At 58.6% G+C, this 14537-nt stretch carries 14 protein-coding genes; 6 read left to right on the top strand and 8 right to left on the bottom strand.

Going from position 1 to position 14537, the window contains the following annotated elements; translation table 11 throughout:
• Positions 1-58: 58 nt before the first annotated feature.
• From C4S63_RS00435 to C4S63_RS00420, 4 genes are all read left to right on the top strand, one after another.
• Positions 59-1249, top strand: a complete 1191-nt coding sequence (locus tag C4S63_RS00435) for an NAD(P)/FAD-dependent oxidoreductase (RefSeq protein WP_062816520.1) — start codon at positions 59-61, stop codon at positions 1247-1249.
• Between the two features lie 163 nt (positions 1250-1412).
• A complete protein-coding gene (locus C4S63_RS00430) occupies positions 1413-1796 on the top strand; it encodes a DUF6394 family protein (RefSeq protein WP_062816521.1) in 384 nt (127 codons plus the stop codon).
• A 5-nt stretch (positions 1797-1801) separates the two neighbouring features.
• Positions 1802-3520, top strand: coding sequence for a TrkA family potassium uptake protein (locus tag C4S63_RS00425; protein ID WP_103916365.1), 1719 nt, complete (start codon positions 1802-1804; stop codon positions 3518-3520).
• 79 nt (positions 3521-3599) lie between these two features.
• Positions 3600-5291, top strand: a complete 1692-nt coding sequence (locus tag C4S63_RS00420) for an alpha/beta hydrolase (protein WP_234999895.1) — start codon at positions 3600-3602, stop codon at positions 5289-5291.
• A gap of 40 nt (positions 5292-5331) precedes the next feature.
• On the opposite strand, the gene C4S63_RS00415 is transcribed toward C4S63_RS00420, so the two are convergent.
• The 7 genes from C4S63_RS00415 to C4S63_RS00385 all read right to left on the bottom strand — a co-directional run bounded on the left by C4S63_RS00415 (position 5332) and on the right by C4S63_RS00385 (position 11217).
• The gene (locus tag C4S63_RS00415; RefSeq protein WP_062816524.1) at positions 5332-5763 is read right to left on the bottom strand and encodes a thioesterase family protein; all 432 of its coding nucleotides are present in this window, start codon (positions 5761-5763) and stop codon (positions 5332-5334) included.
• Between the two features lie 207 nt (positions 5764-5970).
• Positions 5971-6330 (bottom strand): hypothetical protein, encoded by a 360-nt coding sequence (locus C4S63_RS00410; protein WP_062816525.1) that lies wholly within the window; start codon positions 6328-6330, stop codon positions 5971-5973.
• Positions 6331-6376: 46 nt separating this feature from the next.
• Positions 6377-6781, bottom strand: coding sequence for a roadblock/LC7 domain-containing protein (locus C4S63_RS00405; RefSeq protein WP_062816526.1), 405 nt, complete (start codon positions 6779-6781; stop codon positions 6377-6379).
• Entirely contained in the window at positions 6778-7329 is a 552-nt protein-coding gene (locus tag C4S63_RS00400; protein WP_103916363.1) for an ATP/GTP-binding protein, read from the bottom strand. Before C4S63_RS00400 ends, C4S63_RS00405 begins: the two co-directional genes overlap by 4 nt.
• 4 nt (positions 7330-7333) lie before the next feature.
• Positions 7334-8287: a hypothetical protein gene (locus tag C4S63_RS00395; protein WP_103916362.1), complete on the bottom strand. Its 954-nt coding sequence runs from the start codon at positions 8285-8287 to the stop codon at positions 7334-7336.
• 381 nt (positions 8288-8668) lie between these two features.
• On the bottom strand, positions 8669-10210 hold the full coding sequence (locus tag C4S63_RS00390) for a glutamate synthase-related protein (RefSeq protein WP_103916361.1): 1542 nt from the start codon (positions 10208-10210) through the stop codon (positions 8669-8671).
• Between the two features lie 155 nt (positions 10211-10365).
• Positions 10366-11217, bottom strand: coding sequence for an SDR family NAD(P)-dependent oxidoreductase (locus C4S63_RS00385; RefSeq protein ID WP_103916360.1), 852 nt, complete (start codon positions 11215-11217; stop codon positions 10366-10368).
• Positions 11218-11448: 231 nt separating this feature from the next.
• Between C4S63_RS00385 and C4S63_RS00380 the strand changes: the two genes are divergently transcribed.
• Positions 11449-12357 carry an oxidoreductase gene (locus tag C4S63_RS00380; RefSeq protein ID WP_103916359.1) on the top strand — a complete coding sequence of 303 codons (909 nt, stop codon included), beginning with the start codon at positions 11449-11451 and terminating at the stop codon, positions 12355-12357.
• A gap of 103 nt (positions 12358-12460) precedes the next feature.
• On the top strand, positions 12461-13183 hold the full coding sequence (locus C4S63_RS00375) for a YebC/PmpR family DNA-binding transcriptional regulator (protein ID WP_062816532.1): 723 nt from the start codon (positions 12461-12463) through the stop codon (positions 13181-13183).
• 50 nt (positions 13184-13233) lie between these two features.
• Here C4S63_RS00375 and C4S63_RS00370 read toward each other — a convergent pair whose 3' ends face one another.
• Positions 13234-14337 (bottom strand): dihydrolipoamide acetyltransferase family protein, encoded by a 1104-nt coding sequence (locus tag C4S63_RS00370; RefSeq protein ID WP_103916358.1) that lies wholly within the window; start codon positions 14335-14337, stop codon positions 13234-13236.
• Positions 14338-14537 lie beyond the last annotated feature (200 nt).

Genomic DNA, 14537 nt, shown 5'->3' with positions numbered 1-14537 from the left:
GCAAATCACGGCTACCGCTGGACCTTATGCTATCCTTGCCGCCCAATCAGGAGGTGGTATGGCAGCAGTGGCAGAGGTGGATGTCGTGGTGATCGGTGCGGGTGCGGCCGGACTGATGTGTGCCGCCACGGCTGCCTATCAGGGTCATCGGGTCAGGGTGCTTGACCACGCCAACAAGGCGGGCAAGAAAATCCTCATGTCCGGTGGCGGGCGGTGCAATTTCACCAACCTGAATACCACCCCGGATCATTTCGTCTCCGCCAACCCCCATTTCTGTAAATCCGCGCTCAAGCGTTACAGCCCCTGGCACTTCGTCGAGCTGGTTGAGCGCCACGGCATTGAGCATGTGGAAAAGGCGCCGGGGCAGCTGTTCTGTTCAGAATCCTCCAGAGAGATTCTCGATATCCTGCTCACTGAATGTGAATGGGCCGGTGCAGAGATTTGCTTGAAAACCGCCATCAGACGGGTGGAACGGGCAGGGGATGGGTTTGTGCTTTCCACCACGGCTGGGGCCGTAAAGTGCCGCAAACTGGTGGTGGCCTGCGGGGGGCTGTCCATTCCCACCATGGGGGCGACCGGCTTCGGCTATCAGCTTGCCGAGCAATTCGGACTCAGTGTGCTGCCCACCCGTGCCGGACTGGTGCCGTTTACGTTGCAGCCGGATGACAAGGCCTGGCTGTCCGCCTTGTCCGGGATCAGCACCGAGGTGGTGGCCGAGGCGGGTGGCGCCCGGTTTGCCGAGCCCATGCTGATTACCCACCGGGGCCTGTCCGGCCCGGCCATGCTGCAGGTGTCCAGTTTCTGGACGCCAGGCCACCCGGTGACTGTGGACTGGCTGCCGGCTGTTGCCGATCCGTTCGCCGATCTGGTCGCCGAGCGCAACCAACATCCCAATCGGGGCATGGAGCGATGGTTGCGCCAATACTTCTCGCAACGGCTGGCCGGGGCACTGGTGGAACGGTTCGGTTGGCAGGGCAACCTGCAGCAGTTCAGTAACGAGCGGTTGGCCGCTGTGGCGGCCACCCTCAAGGGCTGGCAGTTCAAACCCTCCGGCACCGAAGGCTATCGTACCGCGGAAGTGACCCTGGGCGGTGTGGATACCGATGCCATCTCCTCCAAGACGTTTGAGGTCAATACCGTGCCCGGCCTGCACTTCATTGGTGAAGTCCTGGATGTTACCGGCCAGCTCGGGGGTTTCAATTTCCAGTGGGCCTGGGCCAGCGGCTGGTGCACCGGGTTGGCGTTGTAGCATTATTCTGGTGTCAGAGGGGCTGGCAGCTGAGGCTACGCAAACAGGTTTGCCCGTCAGCTGCGGGGCCGGGTCGAATGAATGCCCCCGGTCACCCGGTAGCCCACCCGTCCATTCCCTGACACAATGAGCTCCAACACCTCAGGCAAAACAAGGATGCACGATGAACCTCGAGAAGGTGGTTTTTGGCTTTTTCATTCTGCTTGCGCTGACTCTCAACTTTGGGTTCTTTTACGGCGAGATTGATAACCCGGAACACCATGACGTTTACGAGTTGTTTGCTGCCCTGGTCGTGAGCCTGATCGCCACTGTGCTGAAATTTGGCGAACGCACACAGATTGGCGCCGTGTTACTGGCCTCCAGCCTGGTGGCGGACTTGCAGCTGATTGTCGCGGCGATTGTCTGGGCGGTGGCAGTGCATGTGACGGAAGTGGGACTGACGCCAGCGGTGATGGCGTCCATTGTCTCCCTGTCCGGTGGCGCCCTGCTGGCGAACCTGTTATCCGCCGTGCTTCTGACGGTGGAAACCATCACCCTGCAGCGGTAACTGACATGCCCTCGGTCGTCCCCATGATCCTGCGGCGCATGCGTGTGCCGCTGGTGGTGCTGATAGTCGCCTACAGTATTGCCACGGTAGGCTTCACTCTGATTCCGGGGGTGGATGATCAGGGAAACCCCTGGCGCATGAGCTTTTTTGAAGCTTTCTATGTGGTCAGTTATACCGGCAGTACCATTGGCTTTGGTGAAGTCCCCTACGACTTCTCCGGCGGCCAGCGCATGTGGACTATGGTCAGTATTTATCTGACCGTGTTTTCCTGGCTGTATTCCGTGGGGATTATCATTTCCCTGCTTCAGGACAAGAGTTTCCGTCAGGAGCTTAGCCGGGTGCAGTTGCAGCGGAGCCTGCGCCGGTTTCGAGAACCTTTTTATGTGATTTGCGGTTATGGCGACACAGGCAAACTGCTGACCCGCTCGTTGCTGAGCCGTGGCATGCGGGTGGTCATTGTGGACAAGGATCCGGAAGCCATTGACTCCCTTCGCGTGAAGGATCAGGGGCTGTATGTGCCAGGTTTTACCGTGGATGCGGAAATTCCCGGAAATCTGGTCAAGGCCGGACTCAAGCATCCGCTATGTCGTGGTGTACTGGCGGTGACCGACAACAATCACACCAATCTGAAAATTGCCACCACGGTAAAGTTGTTGAACAAGCACAGCCAGGTGTTCTGCCGTGCCGGCAGCGAAGAGAATGCCAATAACATGTTGTCCTTTGGCACCGATCTGGTGGTCAATCCCTATCAGGATTTTGCCCGCCGATTGTTGTTGGGTATTCGCCAGCCGGATACGCATCGGGTTTACGACTGGCTTACCTCTTTGCCCGGTGCCGCCTTGCCGGAGCGCCCCATGCCGCCCCAGGGGCGCTGGATATTGTGTGGCTTCGGTCCTTTCGGACGTGCCGTCTACGAAGCGCTCAGCAAGGAGGCAGGTATCGAACTGGTGGTGGTTACCCCGCATCCGAAGCAACCGGATGTACCCGCGGGGAGTGTGGAAGGCAAGGGCACCGAGGCGGTGACCTTGCGTGAAGCCGGTATCGACAAGGCGGTAGCCCTGGTGGTGGCCACGCCGGACGATGCTGACAACCTGTCGGTGATGATGACCGCCCGGGAGCTCAATAGCAGTATCTACATGGTGGCCTTGCAGAATCGGCTGCACAATCGTCTGCTGTTTCAGGCGGTCAACCCGGAATTGCCGGTCCAGACCAGCTTCCTTGTGGCCAGCCGTTTTCTCTCCGTCCTCAATGCGCCGTTGTTGAAAGAATTTCTTCAGGAAGCGGAGAAGCAGGGCAATGCCTGGAATGAGCAACTGCTGGCAAGAATGGGGAGCATCACGTCTACGATTACCCCGGAAAGCTGGCACGTGCAGATAGGCGATGAAGAAACCCCCGCAGTGACCCTGGCTCTGCGTCTGGGGGAGCCGGTGACCCTGGGCAATCTGTGTCGCAGTCCCCGCCATCGGCTAACGTGCCTGGATACGATTCCCCTGATGCTGCGTCGTAATGGCCGCAATACTCTCCTGCCCGATGAAAAGGAAAATCTTGAGCCCGGTGACCGGGTGCTCTTTTGCGGCACGGACAAGGCCAATAACCAGATGCAATGGAGCCTGCGGCATCTGAACGCGTTGCGTTATGTCCAGACCGGACACCAGCGCCCGGACGGACTGGTCTGGCGCTGGCTGGCCAAGCGTCGGGCGGCGCCGGCAGACGTACGGGAATAGCGGCCGGCTGTCACCTGCCTGCTTGCCGTGTTTCCCGGCTCTTCCTATGATTGGCTGTGCTCTCTGTGGACAGGATCTTGTGGAAGACGATAACAATCATGATGCGTTGATCGGCAAGATCTACGAAACCGCACTGTCCCCCGGTGACTGGGTAGAATTGCTGGATACTATCGCCGGCTGGACGGATAGCCAGCCACAGGCCAACGGCACAGATTCCTCCCTGGCTCCCCGGCAAAGCGCCCGGGAAGTGGACCGGCTGATTGATCACCTGGAACGGGCGGTACGCAGCAGTGCGTACATGCATGCCCTGGAAGACCGCACCCAGGTGCTCAATGCCATGTACAACCAGATGCCCTGGCCCATGCTGATGCTGGACGACAGCATGCAGGTGCTGGAATGCAATCCGGTGGCCAGACAGGTGCTGGCGGACGGCCCGGTGCAGCTGCGCGAGGACGGCGGCCTGCTTTTTGCCGACCGGGCCTTGAAACTGGCGCTGGATCGCATCAATCGTCTGGCTGAAGGCCGGGAACCCCGGTTGATCAGTTCTCCCGGTGACGGGGTATCCCTGTTATGTCTGCCGGTACAGAAGTCGGATGCACCCGGCACTCTTTCCCAGCTTCGCACCATCGTCTGGGTACTGGCGGGCCACAGTGTGGTGACGCCTTCTCCGGAAATGCTGCGCTCCCTGTTCAATATCACCCAGGCTGAATCGCGGCTGCTGCATCTGCTATGCAAAATCGGCAATCTGAATCAGAGCGCCAGGCTGTTGAATGTGAGTGTTCATACTGCGCGCACCCAGCTCAAATCCACCATGGCCAAATTGAAGGCCAACAGTCAGGTACAGCTGGTCAGCCACGCCATGGGCCATGCACTGGTGCAAGCGGCAAAACTTCCGCAACTCCACACGCAACGGGAATACACCCTGAGCCTGCCGGATCGCCGTGTGCTGAGCTGGTATGAGTATGGTGATCCCGATGGTCGCCCGGTATTAACCCTGGATAATCTGGGAGCATCGCTGCCGGATCATAGCTACTTTGAGGAATGGTATCGGGAAAAAGGGCTGCGCATGATCATGATCGTGCGACCCGGCTACGGCATCTCCACCTACAAATCTGATCTGGAATTCCGTTCTTTTGCGCCGGATATCATGGCGCTGTGCGGGCATCTTGAACTGGATAGGCCGCCAATGGCTGCGTATTGCGGGGGAGGGCCTTATGCATTGTGCGCTGCTGCCCTGTATCCGGATATCTTCGACCGGCTCGGTTTGCTTGCCAGCACCGTTCCCATTGAACACTTTGAACTGGACAAGCTTGATCCACTCCACAATATGTTCCTGCGTTTGTTCCGGCGAGATCCGCGCCTGTTCGTGCTGGTCGGGCGTTTGGGCATTCGTGGAGTACAGAAGGCACCGGAGAAGTTTTTTGCCATGATTGCCAAGGGATTGTGCGATCAGGACAAAGCCGTGCTGGCAAACCCGGACCTGCTACAACGAACCATTACATGTATGCGCCGCAGCCATTTCCAGGGGGCGCGCATCATGATCGACGAGTACCTGCGCATGCAGCACCCCTGGCAGGTGGATTTGAGCAAGATCACCATGCCGGTCATGCAGTGGCACGGTGAGGATGACCGGATTATTTCCATCGGCAGTGCCCGTGGCCTGGCGAATGAGCTTCCCGGAGTACGGTTTCGCAGTTTTCCCGGGCTGGGGCGCTTTATGGTTTACCCGATGTGGAAGGAATTTCTGACCGAGTTGCTGGAGCTGGCTTGAGTCTGGTTGTCGTATAGACCTTTGCAACCGTCGTCGATACTCATTGCAGGTTGGGAAAGCGTTCACGGAATGCAGCAGGCATGGGCATCACCCCGTGCTTCAGGTGATCGAAAAACACAAACCCCTGCTTGGCCAGTACCACCCGTTGCCCGGAGGGCTGTTTGGTCACCCGGAAAATCAGATCGGCCCCGTACTTGTTGAAATCCATCAATCCGACTTCGAATTGCAGATCATCCTGGGCGAAACTCTCTGCCATGTAGGTGGCAACAAGGTCGGTTACGACAATACTTTGTTTGTCGCTATCGAATTGATCAAAACCGATATGGCAGAAAAACCGGTAACGGGCCTCGGAGAGCAGGGAAATCATCTGGTCATTACCCACATGCTTACCGGTATTCAGGTCCGTCATGCGGACGTTGATCGTGTGGGTGTAGAGGAATTGTTCGGGCAGATCCAGTTGAACACGAGCCATACAGCGGTCTCAGAAAATCGCAGAGAAGGCCCGGCAGTGTAGCAACAGGGTGGGACAGATGGGAAACCCGGCTCCTCAGGCGGAAGCCCGTCCCCGTCAGACATGACAGGACAGCACAAGCCAGGCTGAATGGCCGGGCGAAGGTGCGTTACCGCACGGTTGAATAACAACCTGGAGCGGTATTGGCTACCGCTCCAGGGGCCCGCGTTAGACTGTCAGCGAGGTTTCTACTTGCTGGCAGTTGCGGCGCGCCAGGGCCAGGTTGGATTTGGCTTTGTCCAGCACCAGGTACATGAACAGCCCCTCATTCTTCGCGACCGGACGAATGATGTGATACTGGCTGCCAAGCGTAATGAGGATATCCTCAATCGCGTCGTTAAGACCCAGGGATTTCATGGTCTTCATTTTGGCGCGCACCACTTCGGTATTGCCGGCGGCGGCCAGTTCCAGATCGAGCCCTGTGCCTTCATGGCCCAGCATCATGCCACTGTTGGCGTCCACAATAGCAGCGCACATGGCGCCATCGGCCTGCAGCAGGGTTTTCAAACTTTCGTTAACGTTGCCCATTTCATACTCCTAATTTATATTTTTTCCCTTTTTCCAGGGAGTTAACTCACTTTTTTAACTTTTTTGATAACGCTGCACAGCAGTGTTTGGCGCCCCAGAGCAGTTGCCCCAGTCTGGAGGCATCATTGGCCACAACGGCCAATACCAGAGGAGGAGAGCTGTCCGGCACTGTCATGACAGCCACGACACCTTCCTCGGATTCCACGATAAGACGGCGACATTCGGAGATGCCTGCTTCCTTGGCAATGGCAGAGCTGATCGCTGCCAGAGAGCTGCCCATGGCAGCAAGTCGACTGGCCTTGCCCTTGTCCGTTTCCAGAGAGGTCACTTCAAATCCGTCGCTGCTCAACAACACTGCGGAGGTGATTCCGGTGGTGGTTGCCCGCAACTTCTGCAGTTGTTGTTGCGCTATCTCTGTCGCTGCCTGACCCAGGGGGTTCTTGTTAGTCATACTTCCATTAATTCCATCTCGTGAGCTTCGATCTGGCAGAGAAGGGTCTCCACCAGCAGCAATACGTCTTCTTTTTCCCTGACATCGACGGAAATCACGGGAACGAAGAGGCCCATGTTCGCCAGTCTTTCCGTTACCAGATCAACACAGCTGAAATCGTTGGCCGCCAGCCGGCCAATTCCCACCACCAGTGGTGTTTCGCCGTTGTTGGCAAAGGCGTCGGCGTAGATGGCCAGGTGTTTCTCAAGATCCGGGTGCTCACCGTTCAGAAGCAGAATCACGCCCGCCGCATTGCTGGCCAGAATGGGCCACATGAAGCGGAAACGCTCCTGTCCCGGGGTGCCGTATAGCCGAACCCCGAAACCATCCGCCAGGCTGATATAGCCGTAATCCAGTCCGGCCGTGGTCATTTCCTTGTTGCATTGCTCCAGGTCCGTATTCACCACATCGGTGGATACGCATTCATCGTCGCTTAACTGGGCGATGGCAGTGGTTTTTCCCGCGCCCATTGGCCCGGTAAAGAGGATCTTGAATTCGTCATGCGTCATGCTGTCAGCTCAATCCCAGGCGAGTTCTGAGGCCTCGTATCAAGCCTCCAAAACGTTGTGATTCCATCGCAACAGCCGTCGGTTGTGCCGTTGAACGACGGCGTTCACTGACCAGAAGCCCGCTAATTTCACAGGCATTGAGGAAGTGATTGAAGGTGGCTTCATCGCATTTCGACAAAATCTGTAATTGCGCTCGGCCCAACGCGCGTCGGGTCATCAATGCACACAGGGAAAGCAGGGGCCGTGATTTGTTGAGGGCAGCAGCACTGGGCCAGCGGCTTAACTGGAACTGGCTGTCCGGGTCCAGCCAGGGGAGCAAGCCATCGCTGTGTTTGGCGCCCGTCATCCAGGCCAGCTCGAACAGGGGGCGAGCAGCCATCCCTTCGGGAACCGACTCCGAGAACGGTCTCAGTGGTGACAAGGTCACCGTCCCGGCGTTGAGTGCATGGAGAAGGGCGGGGCGGGCATAAAAACGATGGCTTGCGGGTTTTACCAGCAACAGGCCCTCATCGCTGTGACTGCAATATAGCTCGCTGCGTTGTCCGTCTTTGGCGTTGATCACATGATGCAACGACGCGCAGAAGTCCGTTGTTGAATCCGGCGTGGTGGACGTCACTGTTGCGCTGGTGTGGCGCGGGGTTGTGTCCGTGGTCAAGGTCCGTACCACATCGTCAAGCACATCAAGCAGCTGCATGACCCGAAATGGATGAGGCAAGCTAAACGTGGAGGCGGGCCTGTCATAGGTGTTCGGATAAACCACGATGCAGGGTTTGTCAGACAGGTCGGAGCGCCGGGTCTGTTCCTGCTTGTCGCACGCGACCATCAACACATCCGCATCATCGGGGATGCTCTGATCCCAGTGAACCGAGGAGCGCCCGTCGATGATTTTCAGCATCGAAAGGCAGGCACTGACCGTGTCTTCTTCTAATCCGACAAATCCTAGTCGTTGTGTTCGCATTTGTGCCTTCCTGGGTCCGGGGGGGCCGGTCATCGCAGTGGTAACTAAGCCATTGGTGCACTCTCAGTTAGTGAACCATGTCTCACTTATTATTAGTTTCGGCACGGCGGACAGGGCAAAGGGATCGCGACAGGCGGAGAGTTTGAAGGGATGAACAGATTTTGCGATCACGCCGCGTTGACTGTCTTTATGGCCTGAAGATCGAATGACGATTAGCCAGCTTTTATAAAGGTTTGATTATTGGAGATATTATGACCGTCGGGCAACGCGGGCTCAGTTGCCACGCAGGTCATCCCCTGACGTAAGATTTATCTTACAGGCAGGGGCTACTTTGTAGGCAATGGCGTACAACAGCACGGGTAAAGACTTATTTTGCTCAGGCTAGGCCCCGCCCAGTCCGCTATAGCGAACCCCCGCCAGGCTGGCCATGTCCCGATCAAAGGTGGCGAGATCATCCAATCGGAACTGATTCAGATGGTCGTGTCCGCAGGCGCGGGCCATCACTTGCATCAGTTCTGTGGAAGCATGGAAAAAGTTGGCCAGGCGTTGGGCGGCGTGGTCCACGTCCAGTCGTTTTCGCAACGCTTCGTTCTGGGTGGCAATCCCTGCAGGACACTGATTGGTGTTGCACATGCGGGCACCGACACAACCAATGGCCTGCATGGCGCTGTTGGAAAGAGCGATGCCGTCGGCGCCAAGAGCCAGGGCCTTGATAAAATCCATGGGCATGCGCAGGCCGCCGGTGATCAGCAGGGTGACGTTGCCACTGGCGCCTTTGTCATCCAGGAATCGGCGGGCCCGGGCCAGGGCAGGGATAGTGGGCACGCTGATGTGATCACGGAAAATGGTCGGGGCGGCGCCGGTGCCGCCACCCCGGCCATCCAGAATGATGTAGTCGGCGCTGGCATCCAGGGCGAACTGTATGTCCCTTTCGATATGGTTCGCGCTCAGCTTGAATCCCACCGGAATACCGCCGGATACTTCCCGTACCCGATCCGCAAAACGTTTGAAATCATCGCTGCTGTGCAGCTCCCTGAAGGTGGCAGGGGAAATGGCCGGCTGTCCTTCGGGAATCTGGCGTACCTGGGAAATCTTGCCCACGTTCTTGTTGGCGGGCAGATGGCCGCCGGTACCGGTCTTGGCACCCTGGCCTCCCTTGAAGTGGAACGCCTGCACCTTCTTAAGATGGTCTTCGCTATAGCCAAACATGGCGCTGGCCAATTCGTAGAAGTAACGAGAGTTGGCGGCCTGCTCTTCGGGCAGCATGCCCCCCTCTCCGGAGCAGATGCCGGTGCCGGCCAGTTCTGCGCCACGGGCCAGCGACACCTTGGCTTCTTCAGAGAGGGCGCCGAAGCTCATGTCCGAGACCATCAGGGGAATATCCAGGGTTAACGGTTTGTCTGCCCGGGGGCCGATAACCAGCTCGGTACCCACCGGTTGATCGTCCAGCAATGGTTGTGTGGCCATCTGTGCCACCATGATCTGAATATCATCCCACTTGGGAAGGCGGTCCCGGGGCACCCCCATGGCACTCATGGGACCATGATGGCCCATTTTGGCCAGGCCATTTTCCGCCAGCGCATGGATCAACTCCACATTCGGTTCTTCTGCAGTGGCTTTGGGGCTGGGCATGCCGTCCCGGGAGATGGCATCCGGCCCGGGTCCTTCCTTGCCGACCTGATCCTTGTCAAAGCGCGCGTGGGTTCCATCGCAATACGGGAAAGAGGCGCTGTGCTTGCACATGCACAGGTAGCCTTCGTCCTTGTCCGCTTCAAAGCCGAGAGGGGTGATATCCGTGCCCGCATGGGAGCCATCACAGAAAGGTTGGTTGGCAGAACGGCCGCAGCGGCAGAAGTAGTAGGTTTCCCCCGGCTTGAGTTCGGTTTTATGCGGTTTGATATCGGCAATCACGGGTTTGGACATGGTGACTCCTGGCTGGCACTGCGGGCTGGGATAGGTTGATCATGCCAGTGGTGGTGGGGGAGTCAAAGCTTGAAAAGTCAGGGCAGGGGTAGCGCCCGGCCCGCGACACTTCCTGCCGTATAGGAAGTGGCAGGAAATGCCGCGAGGTGGTCTTGCTAGCGATTCGATTCGATATCGCGCACCAGGCGGTGAATTTTATCGCTTCGCGCCAGTAGCGCATCGCTGAGGGGGCTCATCACCCCGCGCAACATGGACAAGGGTTTCCAGCGGGCCGGGGCAATGATGGCGGCGGAACGGGTTGCCAGGCCGGCAACCAGGGCAGTGGCAATTTCCTCGGGTTGCACCTGCTTTCTCAGTACGGCAGGAAAGGCGCTTTCAATCAACTCGGAGGCGGTGGCATGCCCCCCGAAGGCGAGATCGGTGATCGGTGTTGCGGTCCAACCCGGATAGAGCACGCTGGCGCTGGCGCCGGTACCCGCCAGCTCAGCCCGCAAGGCCCTGCCGAGCATTTCCACAGCGGCCTTGGAGGCGGCGTAGGGGGCATTGACCATGCCGTTGACGAACGAATAGATGGAGGAGGTAATGACAATCTGGCCATGATTCCGCTGCACTTCCGGCAGGGCTGCACGCAGGGTGCGCCAGACGCCGAACAGATCCACGTCGATAATTTTCTCGAACTCGTCCTCATCGCAGCTGGCGATGGTTGCGGGATTGTTCCGCCAGGCAATGCCGGCGTTGGCAAAGGCGATATCGAGACGGCCAAAGTGCGCGACGGCTTGCTTAACGACAGCTTTTGAGGCGGCAGCATCAGTGACGTCGAGGGGCACGGCGAGTACCCGGGTGACATCAAATTCTGCGGCGAGCAAATCCAGGGACTGCTGGGATAAATCCGTCAGCACCAGATTCGCGCCTTTCGAATAAAGCGCTCGCGCGCTGGCAGCACCAATGCCGCCGGTTGCGCCGGTGATGAGAACCACCTTGCCATTCAGGTCATACTTCTTGCCCACGTGTTGATCTCCCAGTCAATCGTTGTGCCCGGTGATCATCACAGCCATCACCGGTGGGTCAAAACAAGCACAGAACCATACCACTGATGCTCAGTCAGGGTCTTGTGGATTCACCAGTTGCCGATCTCAGGCTTTCCCTTTGGTGTCACACGATTGGCCCAGCAGGAAGGGGTGGCGATAGCCGCTGCCGTGCACAATCATTTTCATCACAACGACAGGAGAGGTTCTCGTATGGGCAAATCCAGCTGGCGGCCGGAGATGATTCCAGATCTTTCCGGCAAGACGATTCTGGTCACTGGCGCCAACAGCGGTATCGGCCTGGAAGCGGTGAAGTTGTTCGCCGGCCGGGGCGCGGAAGTGATCATGGCCTGTCGAAATGCGGACAAGGCCAACGCGGCGGCGCAGGCGGTGAAAGCGGTAGCCCCCGGGGCCCGACTGTCAATCATGGCGCTGGATCTGGCGGATCTGGCCTCGGTGAAGGCCTTTGCCGAGGCGGTAAAGCAGCGCTTTGCCACCCTGGATGTGTTGCTCAACAACGCGGGTTTGATGGCTCCACCGTTGCAGCGAACCCGGGATGGTTTCGAAATGCAGTTTGGCACCAACCACCTGGGGCATTTTGCGTTGACCGGTCAGTTAATTGAGCGTCTGGAATCCGCCGATGATCCGCGAATTGTGCAGATATCCAGCCTGGCCCATCGGGGCGGGAAATTGATGTGGGGGAATCTCAATGCGGAGAAACGTTATTCCCGCTGGCCCTTCTATTGTCAGAGCAAGCTGGCCAACCTGATTTTCGCCAAGGACCTGCAGCGTCGCTTGCAGGCATCCGGCTCGCGCATCCGGGTCATGGCCGCCCATCCCGGCTATTCCGCAACCCACCTTCAGGATACGGTGCCCGGCGGGGGCCTGTTCAACAAGATCATGGCGCAGTCTGCACAGATGGGGTGCCTGCCCGGTGTCATGGCTGCCACCAGCGATGCGGTAGAGGCGGGTGGCTATTACGGTCCGGATGGCAAACTGATGGAGTTACGCGGCTATCCGGCCCCGGCCTTTGCCCGCAAGATCACTGACAACCAGGCCGTTGCACAGCGGTTGTGGGAGGAATCGGAGCGGTTGACCGGGGTGCGCTATCTGAATGATTAGCTGTCAGGGGGGCATGGCGAGGAGAGGATGCGTCGGTCGTAGGTAATTTCCGGGTTTTCCCCTAGAATCTGCGGCTGACTATCACTCTCGGAGCAAGTATCCCATGGGCCGCGCCTACCAGAACCGAAAAGAATCCATGGCGAAAACCTCGGACATGAAAGCCAAGGTTTATAGCCGCTATGGTCGTGAAATCTATGTCTGTGCCAAGGCAGGTGGCCTGGACCCATCCGCCAATCTGGCCCTGCGTAGTTTGATCGACCGGGCCAAGAAGGATCAGGTGCCGGGCCATGTGATCGAGAAAGCCATCGACAAGGCCAAAGGCGGTGGCGGCGAAGATTTTGCGCCGGCCCGTTACGAGGGCTATGGCCCCGGCGGTTGCATGGCGATCATCGAATGCCTGACGGACAACCCCAACCGCACCTTCGGGGATGTACGGGTGGCGTTTACCAAGACCAAATGCAAGATCGGCACCCAGGGCACCGTGGCCCACATGTTCGATCACGCGGCCATTTTCGTGTTCCGCCACGATGATGAAGAGGCGGTGCTGGAAGCGCTGATGGAAGCGGATGTGGATGTCACCGATCTGGAAAACGAAGACGGAATGCTGACCGTGTTCACCCCGAACACCGAATATGCCAAGGCCCGCCAGGCGTTAACCGCGGCTTTCGAAGGGATCGATTTCGAGGTGGACGAGATCCAGTTTATCCCGCAGAGCTATACCACGGTGAGTGGTGATGATCGGGAGTTGTTCGATAAATTCCTGGCCATGCTCAACGATCTGGACGATGTGCAGAACGTCTATCACAACGTGGATCTGGCTGAATAAAACGGCCCGTGCAGGTGCCGTCAGCAAAGATGGCACCTGCAGCAAGGCTGTTAATGACCCAGGTCAGCCAGTAGCGCGGCCAGAAAACGGGCTGCCTGGCCGCCGTTCAGAGCACGATGGTCAAAGGTGAGACTGACCGGCAGTTGCCAATCCTCGAACCACTCCCCGTTGCGAATACCCGGCTGAGCAAAACGTTTGCCGGCACCCACAATGGCCACCTGGGGAGGCACTACAACCGGGGTGGCATAACGACCGGCCAAGGTACCGAAGTTGCTCAGGGTCAGGGTGGCGCCTTGCAGTTCCCTGGCGGGAATTTTTCGCTGCTCCACATCCCGGCGCAGGCGGTTGAGGCCTTGCCGAAGGTCAGAGGGTTCCCGGTTGGCCACGTCCCGCAATACCGGTACAAAAAGACCGTCCGGGGTATCCACGGCAATCCCCAGGTCCACTTTCTCCACCAATCGCATGCTTAGCTGCTCGCCGTCGAACCAGGCGTTCACCCTTGGCTCTGCCTGGCAGCCGGCGACGATGGCACGGATCAGGCGCAGGGTAATATCCGTGTCCTGCGACCAGTGGCTGACGCTGACCTGGTCGAACAGGCTCACCGGCACCACCTGTTGCCCGGCGCTGGCCATGGCCTTTGCCATGGTGCGGGCCACGCCTTTCAGCGGCGTGCTGTCGCCGTGGCTGTGTTTCAGGTTGGCGTGTTGCTGCACATCCTCGAGGGTAATGCTGCCCGCCGGGCCGCTGCCCTTGATCTGGTCCAGGTTGACGCCCAGGTGGCGGGCCAGGGCGCGGATGGCGGGAGTGGTGCCGCCGGAAGGGCGGGAGTCGGGGACGGCGCCGATCACGAAGCTGTCCGGGTTGTCCGCATCCTCCTGGCTCTGCAGATTGCCCACCACGGTCTGGCTGCCGCTGCCCTCGTCACCGGCAAAGGCCAGCAGCGGTTCGCCGGTATGCACCAGATCGCCGTTGGCCACGAACAGGGTGGCGATGATGCCGTCCCGGGGAGCGGGGATATCGACAATGGCCTTGGCGGTTTCCACGCTGAGCAGCAGGTCATCCACCTTCACGGTGTCACCTTCTTTCACGTGCCATTCGACGACTTCCGCTTCCTGCAAACCTTCGCCCAGATCGGGCAGGGTGAAGTAGGGCATGTTTCGCTCCTTGGTCACTCGCTGGCATGCAACACGCTTGACGCCGACACGCCGGAGACGGTGTCTTTCCGTAGGAGCGTCGCTGGCGGCGCGATAACCCAACAGGAACGAGTTGCGAGAAGCGAGTTTCGAAAATCAAAACCCTGTATCTGGGAAAGCCAGGTTTTCGCTTCTCGTTCCTCGTATCTCGAGACTGGGTT

Origin of the sequence: Alcanivorax sp. DSM 26293 (genome assembly GCF_900107995.1) — a bacterium.
Taxonomy (GTDB): domain Bacteria; phylum Pseudomonadota; class Gammaproteobacteria; order Pseudomonadales; family Alcanivoracaceae; genus Alcanivorax.
This window is presented reverse-complemented; position numbering and strand designations above follow the sequence as displayed.